This window comes from Galbitalea soli (assembly GCF_010686725.1).
In the GTDB taxonomy this organism is placed as follows: domain Bacteria; phylum Actinomycetota; class Actinomycetes; order Actinomycetales; family Microbacteriaceae; genus Galbitalea; species Galbitalea soli.
Window position 1 is genome coordinate 308670 of record NZ_JAAGWZ010000003.1, and the last position, 17617, is coordinate 326286.

General features: G+C 70.9%; 16 protein-coding genes. 12 read left to right on the plus strand and 4 right to left on the minus strand.

Annotation, left to right across the window (positions count from 1 at the left end; genetic code table 11):
• Positions 1-44 precede the first annotated feature (44 nt).
• Genes cysD through G3T37_RS11780 form a run of 5 tightly spaced genes read left to right on the plus strand, consistent with a single transcriptional unit; the run spans position 45 to position 5018 of the window.
• Entirely contained in the window at positions 45-917 is an 873-nt protein-coding gene (cysD, locus tag G3T37_RS11760) for a sulfate adenylyltransferase subunit CysD (protein ID WP_422110986.1), read from the plus strand.
• Positions 917-2278 (plus strand): sulfate adenylyltransferase subunit 1, encoded by a 1362-nt coding sequence (locus G3T37_RS11765; RefSeq protein ID WP_163474084.1) that lies wholly within the window; start codon positions 917-919, stop codon positions 2276-2278. The genes cysD and G3T37_RS11765 overlap by 1 nt, the downstream gene beginning before the upstream one ends.
• 2 nt (positions 2279-2280) lie before the next feature.
• The gene (locus tag G3T37_RS11770; protein ID WP_241732385.1) at positions 2281-3345 is read left to right on the plus strand and encodes an ABC transporter substrate-binding protein; all 1065 of its coding nucleotides are present in this window, start codon (positions 2281-2283) and stop codon (positions 3343-3345) included.
• Positions 3346-3349: 4 nt separating this feature from the next.
• Positions 3350-4108 carry an ATP-binding cassette domain-containing protein gene (locus G3T37_RS11775; protein ID WP_174247776.1) on the plus strand — a complete coding sequence of 253 codons (759 nt, stop codon included), beginning with the start codon at positions 3350-3352 and terminating at the stop codon, positions 4106-4108.
• Entirely contained in the window at positions 4098-5018 is a 921-nt protein-coding gene (locus G3T37_RS11780; protein ID WP_163474086.1) for an ABC transporter permease, read from the plus strand. The genes G3T37_RS11775 and G3T37_RS11780 overlap by 11 nt, the downstream gene beginning before the upstream one ends.
• A gap of 244 nt (positions 5019-5262) precedes the next feature.
• Here G3T37_RS11780 and G3T37_RS11785 read toward each other — a convergent pair whose 3' ends face one another.
• Positions 5263-5436 carry a hypothetical protein gene (locus G3T37_RS11785; protein ID WP_163474087.1) on the minus strand — a complete coding sequence of 58 codons (174 nt, stop codon included), beginning with the start codon at positions 5434-5436 and terminating at the stop codon, positions 5263-5265.
• Positions 5437-6586: 1150 nt separating this feature from the next.
• On the opposite strand from G3T37_RS11785, the gene G3T37_RS11790 reads away from it, so the two are divergent.
• Genes G3T37_RS11790 through G3T37_RS11800 form a run of 3 tightly spaced genes read left to right on the plus strand, consistent with a single transcriptional unit; the run spans position 6587 to position 9107 of the window.
• Positions 6587-6886 carry a hypothetical protein gene (locus G3T37_RS11790; protein ID WP_163474088.1) on the plus strand — a complete coding sequence of 100 codons (300 nt, stop codon included), beginning with the start codon at positions 6587-6589 and terminating at the stop codon, positions 6884-6886.
• Positions 6865-7641, plus strand: coding sequence for an ABC transporter ATP-binding protein (locus tag G3T37_RS11795; protein ID WP_163474089.1), 777 nt, complete (start codon positions 6865-6867; stop codon positions 7639-7641). The genes G3T37_RS11790 and G3T37_RS11795 overlap by 22 nt, the downstream gene beginning before the upstream one ends.
• Complete coding sequence (locus G3T37_RS11800; RefSeq protein WP_163474090.1) at positions 7638-9107, plus strand: hypothetical protein; 1470 nt, start codon at positions 7638-7640, stop codon at positions 9105-9107. Before G3T37_RS11795 ends, G3T37_RS11800 begins: the two co-directional genes overlap by 4 nt.
• 43 nt (positions 9108-9150) lie before the next feature.
• Here G3T37_RS11800 and G3T37_RS11805 read toward each other — a convergent pair whose 3' ends face one another.
• The gene (locus G3T37_RS11805) at positions 9151-10182 is read right to left on the minus strand and encodes a substrate-binding domain-containing protein (RefSeq protein ID WP_174247783.1); all 1032 of its coding nucleotides are present in this window, start codon (positions 10180-10182) and stop codon (positions 9151-9153) included.
• Between the two features lie 238 nt (positions 10183-10420).
• Here G3T37_RS11805 and G3T37_RS11810 point away from each other — a divergent pair, with 238 nt between their 5' ends.
• The 4 genes from G3T37_RS11810 to G3T37_RS11825 all read left to right on the plus strand — a co-directional run bounded on the left by G3T37_RS11810 (position 10421) and on the right by G3T37_RS11825 (position 15533).
• Positions 10421-11665, plus strand: a complete 1245-nt coding sequence (locus tag G3T37_RS11810) for a sugar ABC transporter substrate-binding protein (RefSeq protein WP_163474092.1) — start codon at positions 10421-10423, stop codon at positions 11663-11665.
• 34 nt (positions 11666-11699) lie between these two features.
• Positions 11700-12677 (plus strand): carbohydrate ABC transporter permease, encoded by a 978-nt coding sequence (locus tag G3T37_RS11815; RefSeq protein ID WP_163474093.1) that lies wholly within the window; start codon positions 11700-11702, stop codon positions 12675-12677.
• A gap of 53 nt (positions 12678-12730) precedes the next feature.
• Positions 12731-13492 (plus strand): carbohydrate ABC transporter permease, encoded by a 762-nt coding sequence (locus G3T37_RS11820; protein WP_174247784.1) that lies wholly within the window; start codon positions 12731-12733, stop codon positions 13490-13492.
• Positions 13493-13658: 166 nt separating this feature from the next.
• The gene (locus tag G3T37_RS11825; protein ID WP_422110987.1) at positions 13659-15533 is read left to right on the plus strand and encodes a glycoside hydrolase family 127 protein; all 1875 of its coding nucleotides are present in this window, start codon (positions 13659-13661) and stop codon (positions 15531-15533) included.
• 73 nt (positions 15534-15606) lie between these two features.
• Here G3T37_RS11825 and G3T37_RS11830 read toward each other — a convergent pair whose 3' ends face one another.
• Both G3T37_RS11830 and G3T37_RS11835 read right to left on the minus strand, forming a co-directional pair.
• Positions 15607-16596 carry a sugar-binding transcriptional regulator gene (locus tag G3T37_RS11830; RefSeq protein WP_206673828.1) on the minus strand — a complete coding sequence of 330 codons (990 nt, stop codon included), beginning with the start codon at positions 16594-16596 and terminating at the stop codon, positions 15607-15609.
• A gap of 23 nt (positions 16597-16619) precedes the next feature.
• Positions 16620-17609 carry a sugar phosphate isomerase/epimerase family protein gene (locus G3T37_RS11835; protein ID WP_163474096.1) on the minus strand — a complete coding sequence of 330 codons (990 nt, stop codon included), beginning with the start codon at positions 17607-17609 and terminating at the stop codon, positions 16620-16622.
• Between the last annotated feature and the right edge of the window lie 8 nt (positions 17610-17617).

Below are 17617 nucleotides of genomic sequence, written 5' to 3' on the forward strand. Positions count from 1 at the left end.
GCGCGCTCGCACCCGCCCGCGGCCACGGTCTCTCGCAGCTCGACGTGCTCGAGAGCGAGGCGATCCACATCATCCGCGAGGTCGTCGCCGAGTTCGAGCGGCCCGTGCTGCTGTTCAGCGGCGGCAAGGACTCGGTCGTCGTGCTCCACCTCGCCTCGAAGGCGTTCTGGCCGGCCCGCGTGCCGTTCTCCCTCCTGCACGTCGACACCGGCCACAACTTCCCCGAGGTGCTCGCGTTCCGCGACGCCACCGCGGAGCGCCTCGGCGTTCGCCTCGCCGTCGCGAGCGTGCAGGACTACATCGACGACGGGCGGCTCCTCGAACGCGCGGACGGCACCCGCAATCCCCTGCAGACGCTCCCGCTCCTCGACGCGGTCGCCGCGGGCCGCCACGATGCGGTGTTCGGCGGTGCGCGCCGCGACGAGGACAAGGCGCGGGCCAAGGAGCGAATCCTCTCGCTGCGCGACGAGTTCGGGCAGTGGGATCCGCGCAACCAGCGCCCCGAGCTCTGGAACCTCTACAACGGGCGCCACACCGTGGGGCAGCACGTGCGCGTGTTCCCGATCAGCAACTGGACCGAACTCGATGTCTGGCGCTACATCGAGCGCGAGGGCATCGAGCTGCCGCCCCTCTACTACGCCCACGACCGCGAGGTGTTCGCCCGCGACGGCATGTGGCGGGCCGTCACCCCCGTCTCGCTGCCCGCGCCGGACGAGACCGTCGAGACGCGTCGGGTGCGGTACCGCACGGTCGGCGACATGAGCTGCACGGGCGCGGTCGAATCGGATGCCGCTTCCGTGGCCGCCGTCGTGCGCGAGGTCACGCAGAGCACGCTCACCGAGCGCGGCGCCACCCGCGCCGACGACCGGATCTCCGAGGCCGCCATGGAGGATCGCAAGAGGGACGGGTACTTCTGATGACGACGACCGCCCCCACCCGCGAGCCGGCGCTCAGCGCCCGCGCGACCCTGTTCCGCTTCGCGACCGCCGGCAGTGTCGACGACGGCAAGTCCACCCTCGTCGGCCGACTCCTCCACGATTCGAAGGCGATCCTCGCCGACACCCTCGACGCGGTGACCCGCACCTCCACGGAGCGCGGTTTCGGCGGCGCCGGTGGCGGGATCGACTTCGCACTGCTCACCGACGGACTGCGGGCCGAGCGCGAGCAGGGCATCACCATCGACGTGGCCTACCGCTACTTCGCGACCGACCGGCGCACGTTCATCCTCGCCGACTGCCCCGGCCACGTGCAGTACACGCGCAACATGGTGACCGGGGCGACCACCGCCGACGCCGTCGTCGTGCTCATCGACGGCCGCAAGGGCGTGCTCGAGCAGACCCGCCGCCACCTCTCGGTGCTGCAGCTACTGCGGGTGCCCCACGTGATCGTCGCCGTCAACAAGATCGACCTGCTCGGCTTCGACGAGGGCGCCTTCGCGGGGGTCGCCGCCCAGGTGGATGATCTCACCGCCGAGCTCGGACTCGCGAACGTGCACATCATCCCCGTCTCCGCGCTCGAGGGCGACAACGTCGTCGACCGCTCGCCGCGCACCCCCTGGTACTCGGGGCCGAGCCTCATCGAGCTGCTCGAGGCCCTCCCCGCGACCGACGAGGTGGAGGCCGAGGTGGAGGAGTTCCGGCTGCCCGTGCAGTTGGTCATCCGGCCGCAGGGTGCCGTCGTGGTGCCGGAGGAGGACGCCGAGGACTACCGCGACTACCGCGCCTACGCCGGGCAGATCGCCTCTGGCACCGTCCGCGTGGGCGACACCGTGACCGTCTCTCCGGGCGGCGCCAGCACGGTCGTCACGGGGATCGACTTCGCGGGGGCCACCCTCGAGGAGGCGGTCGCTCCGCAGTCCGTCGCCCTCCGGCTTCGCGACGACCTCGACCTCGCCCGCGGTGCGGTGATCGCTGCCGGCGGCACGCTGCCCGAGCCCTCCCGCGAGGTCACCGCCTCCCTGTTCTGGCTCGATCCCCGGCCGCTCCTGCCGGGTGCGCGGGTGCTCGTCAAGTCGGGTACCGCCACCGTGCAGGCGCTCGTCACCTCGATCGCGGGTCGCCGCAACCTCGACACCCTCGCGCTGGAGCCGACCGAGCGGCTCGAGGTCAACGACATCGGCACCGCGTCGCTGCGCCTCGCCTCGGCGCTGCCGCTCGAGCCCTTCGCGGTCAACCGTCGCGCGGGGGCGTTCCTCGTCATCTCCCCGTCCGACGGCGGCACCCTCGCCGCGGGCACCGTCCTCACCCCTCACTCCGACGCCGACCCCCTGAAAGGATGACCATGCGCCGCAGATCACTCATCGCAGCCCTCTCCCTCGCCGTCGTCACCGCGGCCGTCCTCGCCGGATGCGCGGGCCCCGCCGGAGGCCAGCCCACCGCGGCCGTCGCGGCCAGCGAGCTCCACCTCGGCTACTTCGCCAACGTCACGCATGCCCCCGCCCTCGTCGGCCTCGACAAGGGGCTCTTCGCCAAGGAGCTGGGCCGCACGAAGATCAGCACCCAGGTCTTCAACGCCGGACCGGCGACGATCGAGGCGCTCAGCGCGGGCGCGATCGACGCCGCGTTCATCGGGCCGAGCCCGGCGATCAACAGCTACATCAAGAGCAAGGGCGCCTCCGTCGTCGTGGTCGCCGGGGCGGCGACCGGCGGTGCCGCACTCGTCGTGCGCAGTGGGATCACGAGCGCCGCCGAGCTGAAGGGCACGACCCTCGCGACGCCCCAGCTGGGCAACACGCAGGACGTCGCCCTGCGCTCCTGGCTCGCGACCCAGGGCTACAAGACGAGCATCACGGGCGGCGGCGATGTGACCATCTCGCCCTCCGAGAACGCCGACACCCTGAAGCTCTTCGAGGCGGGCACGATCGACGGCGCGTGGCTGCCGGAGCCGTGGGTGTCGCGGCTCGTTCTCGAGGCCCACGCGCACGTGCTCGTCGACGAGGCGAGCCTGTGGCCGAACGGCGCGTTCCCCACCACCGTGCTCGTCGTGAACAAGAGCTTCCTCTACGCGCACCCGCAGACGGTGAAGGCCCTCGTCGCGGGCGAGGTCGACTCGGTGAACTGGCTGAACGCCCACCCGACCGAGGCCGCCGCCGCGATCAACGAGCAGCTCGTCGCCGTCGCGGGCAAGGGGCTGAGCGCGCCCGTCATCGAGCGCGCGCTCGCGAACGTGAAGTTCTCCGTCGACCCGCAGGCCCAGGCCTTCCCGACCCTCATCACGCACGCGGTGAGCGCGGGCACCGGCACCCAGGGCAGCATCACCGGGCTCTTCGACCTCAGCCTGCTCAACTCGATCCTGACCGCGAGCGGCGGCACCGCCGTCTCCGCGCACGGACTCGGCAAGGAGTGACGTCGTGAGCACCCGCACCGCGCCGCCCGCCGCGATCACCGTGGCGGGCCTCGGCAAGCGATTCGCCGCGGGCGGCGCGCCGGTGCTCGACGACGTCACCCTCACCATCGGCTCCGGGGAGTTCGTCTGCCTCCTCGGCGCCTCCGGCTGCGGCAAGTCGACCCTCCTCAACATCATCGCGGGGCTGGAGCGACCCACCAGCGGAACCGTCGAGGTCGCGAGCGGCAACGCGGCGGTCATGTTCCAGGAGTCCGCGCTGCTGCCCTGGCTCACGGCGCGGCGCAACGTGGAGCTCGCGCTCGAACTGCGCGGGGTTCGCCGCGACCGTCGCCGCAACGAGGCGCTCGCGCTGCTCGACGTCGTCAACCTCGCCGACGCGGCCGAGAAGCGACCGCACGAGCTCTCCGGCGGCATGCGGCAGCGGGTCGCCCTCGCCCGCGCGCTCGCCCAGGACCGGCAGGTTCTCCTCATGGACGAGCCCTTCGCGGCCCTCGACGCGATCACCCGCGACCTCCTGCACGAGCAGCTCGAACTCGTCTGGCGCCAGACCGGCCGCACCATCGTCTTCGTCACCCACAACGTGCGCGAGGCCGCGCGCCTCGGCCAGCGCGTGCTGCTCATGTCGTCGCGGCCCGGCCGCATCGTCAACGAGTGGCGGATCGACGACACCGGCCCGCGCCGCATCGAATCGCCCGAGGTCGCGACCCTCGCCATCGAGATCACCGACCAGTTGCGGAAGGAGCTGCGTCGGAATGCCGCCTGAAGTCATCGCACAGCGCGACCCCGAGCTGGACGCGCGGGGGAGAACCGACCTCCGCACGCTCGAAGCCGGGCTGGATGCGCTGCAGACCGGAGACGTGAGCAGCCGGAGCGGCGTGCGACGGATACTGGGCGGGGTGGTGCCGCCGGTCATTCTCGTCATCGTCCTGCTCCTTGCGTGGCAGCTGTACACGGTGGTCGCCCACCCGCGCCCCGACCTGGCGCCGGGCCCCCTCGACGTGCTCGGCTCCTTCGGGAGCGCGTGGACGAGTGGCCGCCTGCCGGTCGCCGTGCTCACGAGTCTCCAGCGCGGAGTGCTCGGCTTCCTCATCGCGGTCGCGATCGGCACGCCGCTCGGGCTCCTGCTCGCCGAGGTTCGCTGGCTGCGCCGCGCGCTGGGACCGCTGATCTCGGGCCTGCAGGTGCTGCCCTCCGTCGCGTGGGTGCCCGCCGCGATCCTGTGGTTCGGCCTCACCGACGCGACCGTCTACTTCGTCGTGCTCATGGGGGCGGTGCCCTCGATCACCAACGGGCTGGTCTCTGGCGTGGAGCAGGTGCCGCCGCAGCTTCGACGCGTCGGGACCGTGCTCGGGGCCTCCCGCCTGCAGCTCGCGACGCGGGTAATCCTTCCCGCAGCACTACCCGGTTACCTCGCCGGCCTCAAGCAGGGCTGGGCCTTCTCCTGGCGCTCCCTCATGGCCGCCGAGATCATCACCGTCGGCGGCACGATCGGCTTCGGGCTCGGCTCGATGCTGCAGCAGAGCCGGGAACTCGCCGACCTCGCCGCGGTGCTGACGACCATCATCACGATCCTGGCGATCGGAATCATCGTCGAGCTGCTCGCCTTCGCCCCCGTCGAGCGCCGGCTGCTCCGGCGGCGCGGGCTGCTCGTCGCGACGGCGGTCGGGCGCTAAGAGGGTCGCGCGGGTGGCGCATCGCGCCCGGGGCCTCGCACCCTGCGCCCCGCGCCCTGTCCCGGGCGCTCGCCCGGCACACATTGCAGGATGACGCCGCGTCGGACCCGGTGACGCCTCCCCCGACCAGCATTTTTCGGCCCGTGACGACGGTGGGTGGGGCCAGGACTGCGGAAACTACCGGGGCGGCCCTGCATTGTGCACCGTTGGGCGCTGGCCCTGCGCCTCGGCGGGGTCGGGTGGCTCAGAAGATGCTGCGCGCGGCATCCATGGCGGCGCCGCCGGCGAGTACCGAGCCGGATGACCTCCGGTCGTCACCCTGACGCTCGCGATCCTCGTCCTCGGCGGCCCGCGCGAGCCCGTTCGTCTGGTCGAAGACGTGCACCGGACGCGGCTCCTCCTTCTGGGAATCTGTCATGTTCGGAACGCTAGACCTGGCGAGTGCGCGGCACAAGGCCCCGGCCGGGCCGCTCGAGCAACGCCCGGGCATTCCGCCCGTTGCAGCGCCTGCGCCGGCCGCACACCAGCTGCCGCGCACATCCCGCAGCACACCAGCTGCCGCGCACATACCGCAGCACACCAGCTGCCGTACAAAAGCTGGAGCGCGCATGCTTCAGCGCACAACCTGCCGCGGACGTACCGCAGCTCATCAGCTGCCGCACACATACCGCAGCACACCAGCTGCCGCACACAATGCAGGATGAACTACTCCTGGTTGCGCCATCGGCACGACCAAATCGGGCGAATTGGCGAGCACAGCGGCGACGGAATCCCCGCGCACGACTGCGTCGGACCAGAGGGCCCTGCATTGCGTGCCCGGGGAGCGCCCAAGCGTGGGCGGGAGCCGGAGCCGAAGCCGAAGCCGGAGCCGGAGCCGAAGCCGAAGCCGAAGCCGAAGCCGGGCCGGGGGCCGGAGTCGGTGGCGGCGCAGGCGACGGCGCCTGCACCGCGGTGCAGCCCGATCGAGCCGGCGGAGTTCGGCGGGCCGCCTTGCCCGCGCCCCGCCGAACCGCCGACGCGCGCCGAGCCCTGGGCGGTGGCGCGCGTTGCTCGCCCCGTCCGCACCCGCATGCGCACGGGACAGGGCTGCCCGCCGTGGCGGGAGTCGAATGGGCCGCCCTGCCGGATCACCAAGGGGGGTAGTAGGCGATCCGGCGGGCGATCCGGACGCGGCTTCGTTTCGGGGGGATGCCGCGTTCTTTCTTCGACGTTACGCCTATTCGATGGGGGCACCAGAGGGTTGACGGGCGGGAACCGAATCGCTAGGAGATTGCCTGACGACAACTAAATTCCCGCCCCCGTTCCGACAACGAACCGTCAATCCGCGCCCCAATCGCGCAGTCCCTATGGACCGGCCGCATCGTCTCTAACTACGGTTTCTTCCGACCCGAGTCCCCTCACTCAGAAATCGGAGAACCCATGTCCGTGATCCGGAGCGCTGAGCACGTCGGCATCGTCGAGCCCAGATCGTATGCCCCGCGGGGAAGAGTCGCGCTGACAGGACCTCGCAGCTGATGCGGGCAGCACCCGCTTCAGTTCCCGTCCGTGGACGCTGGAGTGCACGGCGGATGGCCACGATTATGGGTGGTCTTCTCGGGCTGCTGGTCGGCGTCGTCATCGAGGCCGCGGTGTGGATGTATGCGTTCGGAGCCGCGATGTCCGGCCGGTCATCGGTGACCGTGCCGTTGATCGTGACCACGTCGACGGCCGATGGCGATGTCGTCGCGACCTCGGGACCGGGCATCCTCATCCTCCCGTTCGTTCTCCTCGCCGTGGGGGCCGTGATCGGCCTGCTCCTCAGCCGACGGGCGTCAGCTGCGCCAACTCTTCGGGAGTCCTCCGCCCCATGCTCATCGCCCACCACCTGACCAAGTCGTTCGGCGCCCAGACGGTTCTGCGTGACGTCTCCTTCGAGGTGCATCCCGGCCGCATGACGGCCCTCCTCGGGCCCAATGGCGCGGGCAAGAGCACGCTCCTGCACATCGTGACGGGGCTGCTTCGTCAGGATTCGGGCGTCGTGCTCGTCGAGACCCAGGGCGGCCTTGTCGCCGACTTCCGCGACCTCATCGGGTTCTGCCCGGATGACCTCCCCCAGGCGGAGCTGCTGACCGGTGATGAACTGCTCGACCTCACCGCGGGCATCCGTCACCGCCGGCGCGCCCCCGAAGCAGAGCGGGCGCTAGTGGAGGCCCTGCACCTCGACGGCGCGATGGATCGCCTCATCGGCACCTATAGCCACGGCATGAAGCGGAAGCTGCAGCTTGTCACCGCGCTCCTGCACAGCCCGCGCATCCTCATTCTGGACGAGCCGTTCCGTGGCCTCGACCCCGAATCCTCGGCGATCCTCAAGGCGCTCCTCGCTGTGTACGCCGAGCGCGGCAACGCCGTGCTCATCTCCACCCACGACCTCCTCGTCGCCGAGCAGCTGTGCACGGAGGTGCTCGTGCTGCGCGACGGCGAGCTGCTCGACCTCAGCCCGGGTCAGGAGAGCACCGCGGTCGGCGTCCCGCCCGAGACTCTCGAGGCGCGATTCCTGCGCGCGACCGGCATCGACGCCGACGCCGCCCGCGCCCGTGATCGCTTCTTCGAGGGGCTCGATCTGCTGCGGGACGCGCGCCCGTGAGCGCCGTCGTCGCGATTGCGCGCGCCTCCGCCCGCGGCTCCCGCGCCCACATCGTGCGGGCGACCGGCGGCAGGCGGGCCGCCGCCCTGCTGATCGCCGCGGTGCTTGTCGTCGTCGCCGGGGTCGGGGTGCTGATCCACGCCTTCCTCGCCGTCAACCTCCCGAACCTCTTCGTCGACTCAGCACACGGTGGGGAGATCGAGCCGCGCATCGCCGCCGCGCGGGAGTCGCTCGTGCAGTCCCAGCTCGTCACGGGCGCCGTCCTCGTGCTCGCGCTCCTCGCCTTCACCTCCGCCGAGAGCGGCCTCAGCGTGGCCGCGCGGGTCGCCGGAGCGCGTCCCGCCGCGATCGTGCTCGGCGAGTTCCTGCCCACCGCGGTCGGCATCGCGGCCCTCGTCTGCGCCACGCAGGCCGGGCCGATCGTGTTCGAGGCGCAGTCGCAGCCGACCCCGGTCCTCACCGGAGCGGGGCTGGCCGCCGCCGCCCTCACCGTGGGCTTCGGCGGCTTCGCCATCGCCCAGCTCGGCATCCTGCTCGCGCGCCTGCTGCGGCTGCCCGCCTCCGTCACGCGGATGATCGGCGCCACGCTCGGCCTGGCCGCCGCCGCGGTCGCCCTCGCACAGCTCCTCGCCTCGGCCGTCGCCGGGCGCGCGAGCCCGCTCGGCGTCGTCACCCGCGCGGCCTGGGCTGGTCATCCGCTGCCGACCACCGTGGGCGCCGTCGCGATCACCGCTGCGGCGATGGTGATCGTCGTCGGCCTGACCGCGCTGCTGATGGGGGCGGCGCCCCCGCTCGCACAGCTCGGGGCCGGACCGCGCATCCTCCGAGCCCACCGCTTCCGCCGCCCCGACGCGCTCGCCGCATTCGTCGTGCGCGAGATCGTGCTGCTGCTCAGGCACCCCGTGAGCCAGCTGGGCCTCCTGCTCGCCGTGCTGCTGTGCGCGCTGCTCGCGACCGGGGTGCGCCTCGCCGGGCTGCCGCTCGACATCGCCGTTCTCGGGCAGACCCTCGTGCTCGCGGGCACGGCCGAGACCGCGGCCGGCCGCTCGCGCGGGTGGCAGTGGATTCTCGACCTCGCGGGCTATCCGACCGGGCGCCGGGTGATCGCCCAGTACCTCGGCGCGATGGTGCCCGCCGCCGTCCTGCAGGCCGCGGGCGTAGCCGCCATGGTGGATGACCCGCCCACCTTCCTCCGCGTCGTCGCCCCCGCGCTGCTCTCCCTCCTCACGCTGGGTGCCGTGGCCGCGCTCGCGGGCACGGTGGTGCCGTACTCCGCGTCCGCGCCGCTGGGGATGGTGCTCACCTCGACGGTGGCCCTCGGCGGGGAGATCGGCGCGAGCTGGGTGACGTCGTCGCTGCTGCCGGCCGGCTCGTGGGGGTCGATCGCGGCCGAGCTGGGCATCCTCGCCGCCGCCCTCGGCGCGGCAGCACTCGTCGCCCGCCGCCGCTCGCCCGCCACGACCTGAACGCCGCGCGGCCGCCCTGCGCGAGCCGCCACCCGGCCCGCGACTAAAGCCGCTGCACGCTCGCCGTCGACTCGCGCGGCACGAGCCGCACCGGGAGCCGGTGCACGCCGGGCTCCGTCGTGCCCGAGATCGCGTCGGACAGCGCGCGGGCGGCCGCCCTGCCCAGCTCCTGCAGGTTCATGTCGATGCTTGTGAGCGGCGGGCGAGCCGTCGCACTCAAGATGTCCCAGTTGTCGAATCCCATGACCGCGACCTCGGCTGGAACGTGGTGCCCGGTCTCCCGCAGCTGCTCCAGAACGCCGCGCGCGATCTGATCGCTCCCGGCCAGGATGGCGTCGATCGGGCGACCCGACGCGAGCAACGTCTCGGTGCACTGCCGCCCCCAGCTCTCGCTCCACTGCCCGTACAGCTCGTCGCCGCCCGTGAGCTCGAGCCCCGCCTCGCGCATCGCGTCGCGTGCGCCGGCGGCGCGGTCGGTCGCCGCGGTGTAGCTGGGCTCGCCGTTGACGAGGGCGATGGACCGCCGGCCGCGCGCGAGAAGGTGCTCGATCGCCTGTCGGCCCGCCGTGTAGTTGTCGGGGGTGAAGGAGGTGTCGGCCGGGTCGTCGGAGGGCGCGTAGGCGTACACGACGGGGACGGGCACGCCGGCGGTGATCGACGGACGGGGGTTGGTGGTGCGGCCGAGCACCACGATGCCGTCGACGCGTCGGGCCAGGAGCGTGTTGAGGTGGTGCTGCTCGCGCACCGCGTCGCCGCGGGCATCGCAGAGCAGCACGGAGGTGGCACCGGAGCCGAAGGCGTCCTCCGCCCCGAGCAGCACCGGAAGGACGAAGCGGTTGTCGAGGTCGCTCGTGAGCATCCCGATCGTGCCGGTGTGCGAGGCATTGAGGGCCTGGGCGAAGGGATTGGGCGTGAAAGAGAGCGCCGCGGCGGCCTCAATCACTTTCTGCCGGGTTTCGGCGCGCACCTGACTGCGCCCGTTGAGCGCCTTCGACGCGGTCGCGAGCGACACCCCAGCGAGTTGTGCGACATCGGTCAGCGTCACCGAAGCTTTCGGCTTCTTGCTGTTGATCACTGACAACTCTGCTTCTTCCCGGTTCTGAGCGCGATCCTACTCTGCCACGGACACCCCCACGATTTCCAGCTTGACGAGCGCGCACAATCCGTCTACGTTGATCCCGAAAGTACTTTCGGTAATTTCGGTGAGAGAGTCGAAGACGACCCGTCAACGGTGACCACCGAACCGATAGTTTGGCCGTGCGGGCACCACCGCACGGCCGCACCATTCATTTCAGAGAGGAAGTGTCCGGGCAATGACAACGAAGTTCAGGCGGGGGGCCGCGATCGCGGTCGCCGCAGCCCTCGTGGGTGTCGGTCTCGTCGGCTGCGCGAGCAGTGGCGGCGGTACGTCGGCATCGTCGAAGAGCTACACCTTCTGGGACCCGTATCCCCAGTTCGATCAATCCGCCGCGTGGACGAAGCTCGTGGAGAGCTGCGGCACCAAGGCGGGCGTCACGGTGAAGCGCACGGGGTACGACACCACCGCGCTCACCAACAAGGCGCTGCTCGCCGGACAGCAGGGCAACTCGCCCGACATGCTGCTCGTCGACAATCCGGTCGTGTCGACGCTCGCCGACGCGGGCATCCTCACCAGCACCGCCGAGAACAAGCTCGACACGAGCGCGATCGACAAGAACATCATCGCGGCCGGCGAGATCGGCGGAAAGACCTACGGGGTGCCCATCGGGGCGAACACCCTGGCGCTCTACTACAACAAGACAGTGCTGAAGGCTGCCGGTGTGGACGCGGCGAGCATCACCGACTGGGCGACGTTGACGGATGCGCTGGCCAAGGTGAAGGCGGCGGGCAAGAAAGGCATCACCTTCTCGGGCATTAACACCGAGGAAGGCAGCTTCCAGTTCCTGCCGTGGTTCTGGGGATCCGGCGCCAACCTCACACAACTGGACTCGCCGCAGGCCGTCGCCGCGCTCACGCTGTGGACCGACTGGCTGAAGAAGGGGTACGCGCCGAACTCGGTCATCCAGAACACCCAGACGACGAGCTGGCAGGAGTTCGCCACCGGTGACTACGCCTTCGGCGAGAACGGCACCTGGCAGCTCGGCAACGTGAAGCAGGCCGGGATCGACTACGGCATCCTCACCATCCCCGCCGAGAGCGGCGGCCCGGCGGCCGCACCGACGGGCGGCGAGTTCCTCACCATCCCGGTGCAGAAGGATGCCGCACGCTACGCCACGACGAAGAAGATCGTGAACTGCCTCACGAGCACGGCCAACTTCGTCACGACCGACAACACCCTGTCGTACATCGCCCCGACGGCGGACGCGCAGGCGGCCCAGGTCGCCGGCAACGCGGCTCTGAAGCCATGGGTGGATGCGGTCAAGGCGGCGAAGGGACGCACGAGCGACAACCTCGGCACGAAGTACCCGAAGATCTCGGAGCAGCTGTGGACCGCCGTGCAGACCGCACTGAGCGGATCGCAGACCCCCGAGGCCGCGCTGAAGGCCGCGCAGACCGCGGCGGCCGCCGCCATCAAGTAGCACCCCCGCTCCACCGAAACAGATAACAGGAATCATGACCACCTCAGCCGTCCCTGCGAAGCGGGCTGTGGGGGAGAAGGGTGGGGCGACCTCGGTCGCCCCACCCGGCCGCCCCGCCGCGCGTCGTCGCGTCCGCTCGGGCCAGTGGGCGGCGTGGGCATTCCTCGCCCCGGTCGTCGCCTACCTGCTCGTCTTCTACGCGTTCCCGCTCTACCGCAACGTCGAGTTGAGCCTCAAGGACTACACGGTGCGGTCGTTCGTCGACGGAACGGCGCCGTTTGTCTGGTTCGACAACTATGCGAAGGTCATCCAGAATGCGACCTTCTGGCCCGCCCTCACGCACACCGCGATCTTCACCTTCGTCTCCATCGCCTTCCAGTTCAGCATCGGGCTCGCCCTCGCGGTCTTCTTCTTCCAGCACTTCCGGCTCGCCTCCACGCTGCGCGCGCTCTTCCTCGTGCCGTGGCTGCTGCCGCTCATCGTCTCGGCCTCCACCTGGTCGTGGATGTTCAACAGCGACTCCGGCATCGTCAACTCCGCGCTCGAGGCCCTCGGACTCCCGCAGATCAACTGGCTGACCTCACCCGACTGGTCGCTCATCGCGGTGCTCATCGCCAACATCTGGATCGGGATCCCCTTCAACCTCGTGATCCTCTACAGCGGGTTGCAGAACATCTCCGGCGACCTCTACGAGGCGGCCTCACTCGACGGGGCGAACGGCTGGCAGAAGTTCTGGCGCATCACCTTCCCGCTGCTGCGGCCCGTGTCGGCCATCACGATCCTGCTGGGGCTCGTCTACACGCTCAAGGTCTTCGACATCATCTGGATCATGACCAAGGGCGGCCCGGCCGACTCCTCCACGACCCTGTCGACCTGGTCGTACCGCCTCGGCTTCGGCTCCGTCCTCCCCGACTTCAGCCCCGCCGCCGCCGTGGGCAACATCCTCATCCTCATCGCGCTCGTCTTCGGCCTCGTCTACCTGCGCACCCAGCGAAAGCTGGACCCCTCGTGACCCGCCGCCGCGCCTGGTGGAAGACCCTCCTCGGGGTCGTGCTCACCGCGATCATGCTGTTCCCGGTGTACTGGATGATCAACGTCTCCCTGACCCCCACCACCGAGATGCGCAAGTCGCCTCCCGACTGGTTCCCGGTGCACGGCACGATCGAGGGCTACCTCGCCGTGGCGCGCGATCAACTGCCCTACCTGGGCGTCAGCCTGCTCGTCGGCCTGGGCACGGTCGTGCTCACCCTCGTGCTGTCGGCGCCCGCCGCGTACTCGCTCGCGAAGCTGCGACCGCGAGGGGGGCGCCCGCTGAGCTTCATCCTGCTGATCGCGCAGATGATCCCCGCCATCATCATGGCGATGGGGTTCTACGCGATCTACCTGGGGATCGGGATGCTGAACTCCATTCCCGGCCTCATCGTCGCCGATTCGACGATCGCGGTGCCGTTCGGCGTGCTCATCTTCACGGCGTTCATGAACGGCATCCCGGACGAGCTGACCGCAGCGGCCACGATCGACGGCGCGGGGGCGTGGCGCACCTTCCGGTCGATCATCCTGCCGATCAGCCGCAACTCGATCGTCACCGTCTCGTTGTTCGCGTTCCTCTGGGCGTGGTCGGACTTCATCTTCGCCTCCACGCTCGACGGGGGCGGCGACCTCCAGCCGATCACCCTCGGCATCTACAAGTACATCGGCAACAACAACCAGGAGTGGAACTCGATCATGGCGACGGCGGTGGTGGCGAGCATCCCGGCCGCCGTGCTGCTGGTGGTTGCCCAACGCTATGTGGCCGCCGGCATCACCGCGGGCGCCGTCAAAGACTGATCCCGGCCCTCCGCGACCGAGCCACCGACCGATACCACCCAGAAAGTTCATCGTGCAGAAGCAGACCACCGAGATCCCCACCCCCCTCGCGCCGATCGGCGAGCCCGCGGAGAGCGCCCCGGGCGCGGGGCGGTCCGCCCGGGGCGCGGGCCGTCTCGGCGGGCCCGTGCTCCCGAGTCGCAGCGTGCTGCGCCCCCTCGGCACCGCGGAGATCGCGATCACGGGCGGCTTCTGGGCCGAGAAGCAGGAGCTCAACGCGCGGGTGATCCTCGCCCACTGCGAGAAGTGGATGGAGCGCGTCGGCTGGACCGCCAACTTCGATCGCGCTGCCGATGGCACGGTGGCCGAGTCGCACGCGGGCATCGAGTTCGTCGACTCCGAGGTCTACAAGCTGCTGGAGGGCATGGCCTGGGAGCTGGGGCGGATGCCCGACCCCGCGCTGGAGCGCCGCTACCACGCCCTCGTCGCGCGGGTCGCGGCCGCGCAGGAACCGGACGGCTACCTGCACACGAGCTTCGGACGCCCCGGACAGCCCGCCCGCTTCTCCAATCTGGAGTGGGGCCACGAGCTGTACTGCTTCGGCCATCTCATCCAGGCCGCGGTCGCGCGGCTCCGCACCGGGCACGACGACGCGCTGCCGGCGGTCGCGCGCCGGCTCGCCGACCACGTCTGGGACGTGTTCGGGCCGGGCGGGCGGGTGGCCGTCTGCGGTCATCCGGAGATCGAGCCCGCGCTCGCCGAGTTGGCCCGCGCGACCGGCGAGCCCCGCTACCTCGAACTCGCGCGGCTCTTCGTCGAGCGGCGGGGCACGGGCACCCTCGGGCCGATCGCCTACGGCGCCGAGTACTTTCAGGACGACACTCCCGTGCGCGACGCGACGGTGCTGCGGGGCCACGCCGTTCGGGCGCTCTACCTGAGCGCCGGGGCCGTCGACGTCGCGGTCGAGACGGACGATGCCGAACTGCGTGCGGCGGTGGAGGCGCAGTGGGAGGCGACCGTCGCCCGCCGCACCTACGTGACCGGCGGCATGGGCTCGCACCACCTCGACGAGGCGTTCGGCACCGACTTCGAGCTGCCGCCGGACCGCGCGTACGCCGAGACCTGCGCGGGCATCGCCTCCAACATGCTGAGCTGGCGGCTGCTGCTGCAGAGCGGCGACCCGCGCTACGCCGAGCTGATCGAGCGCACCCTGCTCAACACCGTTCTCGTCTCGCCGCGCGAGGACGGCCGCGCCTTCTACTACACGAACACTCTGCAGCAGCGGGAGGAGGGCGTCGAGCCGGACGAGTTCGAGGTGACCGACCGCGCGCTCTCGAGCCTGCGTGCGCCGTGGTTCTGGGTGTCCTGCTGCCCCACCAACGTGGCACGCACGCTGGCGAGCGTGCAGCTCTCCTTCGCCACGGCGTCGGAGACGGGCGTGCAGTTGCACCAGTACGGCAGCTACGCGATCGACACCGTCCTCGGCGACGGCCGTCGCGTTCAGCTCGACGTCCGCTCCGGCTACCCCTTCGACGGCGAGGTGACGGTCGAGGTCGGCGGCGAGACGGCCGTGGAGTTCGCGCTCACCCTCCGAGTGCCGTCCTGGGCGCGCGGCGCGGCGACGCTGCGAGACCGCGGTGTGCCGGTGGCCGTCGACGGCGACACGGTCACGATCGAGCGCCGCTTCACCCCGGGCGAGACGGTCGTGCTCTCGCTGCCGATGGAGCCGCGCGTCACCCGGCCGCACCCGCGGATCGATGCCGTGCGCGGTCAGGTCGCGATCGAGCGCGGTCCCCTCGTGCTCTGCGTCGAGTCGCCCGACCTGCCGCACGGGCTCGACACCGAGCACGTCGAGATCGACCTGAGTGTTCCGCCCCGCGCGAGCGCGAACGGCGCCGTCGTGACCCTCCGCGGTCGGGCGGATGACCAGCCCGCGTCGCTCCTGCCCTACGGCGACCCCGTCCCCGCGCCGCGCACCGCGCCCTTCGAGGCCGCTCTCGTTCCCTACTTCTCCTGGGCGAACCGCGGCCCCTCGACCATGCGGGTGTGGATCCCGGCGTGAGTGCCGACGCGGACCACCACGCGGCCCGGCGCACGGATCAGACCTCCGCGCGCCACCGGCCCCGCAGCACGGCTCACCCCGCGGCGTCCGCCACGAGGTAGCGCGCCGTCGCGAGGTCGGTGACGAGCACGTTGAGCCAGCCGCCGAGCAGCGCGGCGCGGATCGCCTCGTGTTTGCGGCGCCCGCCGGCGAAGCCGACGCGGCGGGGGATGCCGAGGAGTCCCGCGCTCGAGATGCCGAGCACCCGGTCGGTGAGGTCGGTGTCGACGAGGCGACCCGTCGCGTCGAAGAAGCGCAGGCAGACGTCGCCGACCGCGCCGGCCGCGCGCAGGGCATCCTGATCGGCCAGGGAGACCGCGTTGCCGGAGTCGACGAGGAGCGGCGAGGGCTCCAGGCTGCCGATACCCACGAGCACGACGGTGAGGGTGGACCACTCGGCGGCGATCTCGGCCACGTAGCCGTCGCCGAGAAGCGAGTCGCGCACGAGCCGGTTCGCGACGATGCCCGGCACGGGCAGGTAGGTGGGGCTCGCGCCCGTGACGCGCGCGAGGCGGTCGGCGAGGTGCGTCGCCTTCACCTGCACGGAGGGGTTGCCCACCCCGCCGATCACCTGCACGATCTTCTCGGCCGTGCGCGTGGTCGACGGCGCCATCGCGTCGACGGTCGCGAGCAGCGTGGACGACCAGGAGGAGATGCCGACCCGGTCGCTGCCGGTGAGGGTGGTCTCGAGATAGGCGGCGCCCGCGCCGCCGAGCGCGGCGAGCACCGAGTCGTCCTCATCGGAGGCGCTGTCGGCGACGACGACGTCGGCAAGACCGTAGCGGTCGCGCACCGCATCCTCGAGCTCGGAGTACACCCCGGCGGGCGGCACGACGACCGTGCGCACCACCCCGATGCGCTCCGCCTCCTTGAGGATGCGCGACACGCGCGACTGCGAGACGTGCAGCCGCGAGGCGATCTCAGGCTGGCGCAGGCCCTGCTCGTGATACATGCGCGCGATCTTGGTCAGCAGCGACATGCGGTCGGCCGGGAGGCGGCTGCCTCCCGACCGGTCCAACGTCATGACCACAAGAGTACGGGCTGCGCCTACTCCCCGAAGCTCGAGAAGAGCGCCTTCTGGGCGAGGGCGATCGCGGTGAGCGAGTCGTGCCGGTCCTGCGCCTCCTGCACGGCCGCGAAGTCGAGCTTGTCGAGCCCGCGCCCGGCCGCCTTGAGGAAGTCGATCGCGTGGTTGGCCGCCTGCACGCTGTCCTCGCGAAAGGGGAACTGGTCGAGCTGCCAGACGCCCTCCCAGTTGTTCTTGCGCAGCGTGTAGAAGAACTCGAAGAGCTCCAGCGGGTGCACGGTGCCCGCGACGAGGTCGTCGTCCCAGGAGCGGAAGTTGTCGTTCACGTCCATGCCGAAGAGACGGCCGTAGTCGATGGCGAGCTGCGCCGAGTCGGCGGGCGACTCGCCGCCGAACAGGGCGTGGCCGAAGTCGAGCAGGATACCCACGTTGGGCAGGCCGATCTTCTCGATGCCGAGCAGCGTGCGCGAGACGGAGTCGAAGCTCATGTGCACACGGGGCTCGCGCGGCTTGTACTCGATCACGAACTTGAGGTCGGGGTTCTCGCTCGCGAGCTGACCCACGCCGTCGAGCGAGTTCTTCCACAGCGCGCCGTGGTCCACCTGGAACGGGTAGTCCCAGCCGTCCTGGCCCGGCCAGAGCTTCACGTAGTCGGCACCGAACTCGCGGACGACACCGGCGGCCTCGGTGATGAGCTCGTGCGCGCGACGCCGCACCCCCGGATCCGGGTTCGTGAAGGCGCCCTTCATGAACTCGCGGGTGTACATCTCGGGCGTGATGCCGATGACGCTCAGCCCGTTGCGGTCGAGGGCGGTCTTGACATCGGCGGTGGAGAAGTCACCGCCGAAGAACGGGTAGTTCAGGTCGACGACCGAGAGGTCATCCACCTTGCCCGCGATGTCGATCGCGTCGATGACCGTGCGGGGCTCGCCGTAGCCGTCGGTCGCGTAGCGGTCCACGTAGGTGGCGAAGTGCCAGATGCCGGCGCCGTATCGCTGCTGAGAGGTCATGGGGTGTC

Coding starts and splice junctions, on each gene's coding strand:
- G3T37_RS11765 (WP_163474084.1), top strand. CDS start 917: ATGACGACGACCGCCCCCACCCGCGAGCCGGCGCTCAGCGCCCGCGCG.
- G3T37_RS11770 (WP_241732385.1), top strand. CDS start 2,281: ATGCGCCGCAGATCACTCATCGCAGCCCTCTCCCTCGCCGTCGTCACC.
- G3T37_RS11780 (WP_163474086.1), top strand. CDS start 4,098: ATGCCGCCTGAAGTCATCGCACAGCGCGACCCCGAGCTGGACGCGCGG.
- G3T37_RS11785 (WP_163474087.1), bottom strand. CDS start 5,436: ATGACAGATTCCCAGAAGGAGGAGCCGCGTCCGGTGCACGTCTTCGAC.
- G3T37_RS11790 (WP_163474088.1), top strand. CDS start 6,587: ATGGCCACGATTATGGGTGGTCTTCTCGGGCTGCTGGTCGGCGTCGTC.
- G3T37_RS11795 (WP_163474089.1), top strand. CDS start 6,865: ATGCTCATCGCCCACCACCTGACCAAGTCGTTCGGCGCCCAGACGGTT.
- G3T37_RS11810 (WP_163474092.1), top strand. CDS start 10,421: ATGACAACGAAGTTCAGGCGGGGGGCCGCGATCGCGGTCGCCGCAGCC.
- G3T37_RS11815 (WP_163474093.1), top strand. CDS start 11,700: ATGACCACCTCAGCCGTCCCTGCGAAGCGGGCTGTGGGGGAGAAGGGT.
- G3T37_RS11820 (WP_174247784.1), top strand. CDS start 12,731: ATGCTGTTCCCGGTGTACTGGATGATCAACGTCTCCCTGACCCCCACC.
- G3T37_RS11830 (WP_206673828.1), bottom strand. CDS start 16,596: ATGACGTTGGACCGGTCGGGAGGCAGCCGCCTCCCGGCCGACCGCATG.
- G3T37_RS11835 (WP_163474096.1), bottom strand. CDS start 17,609: ATGACCTCTCAGCAGCGATACGGCGCCGGCATCTGGCACTTCGCCACC.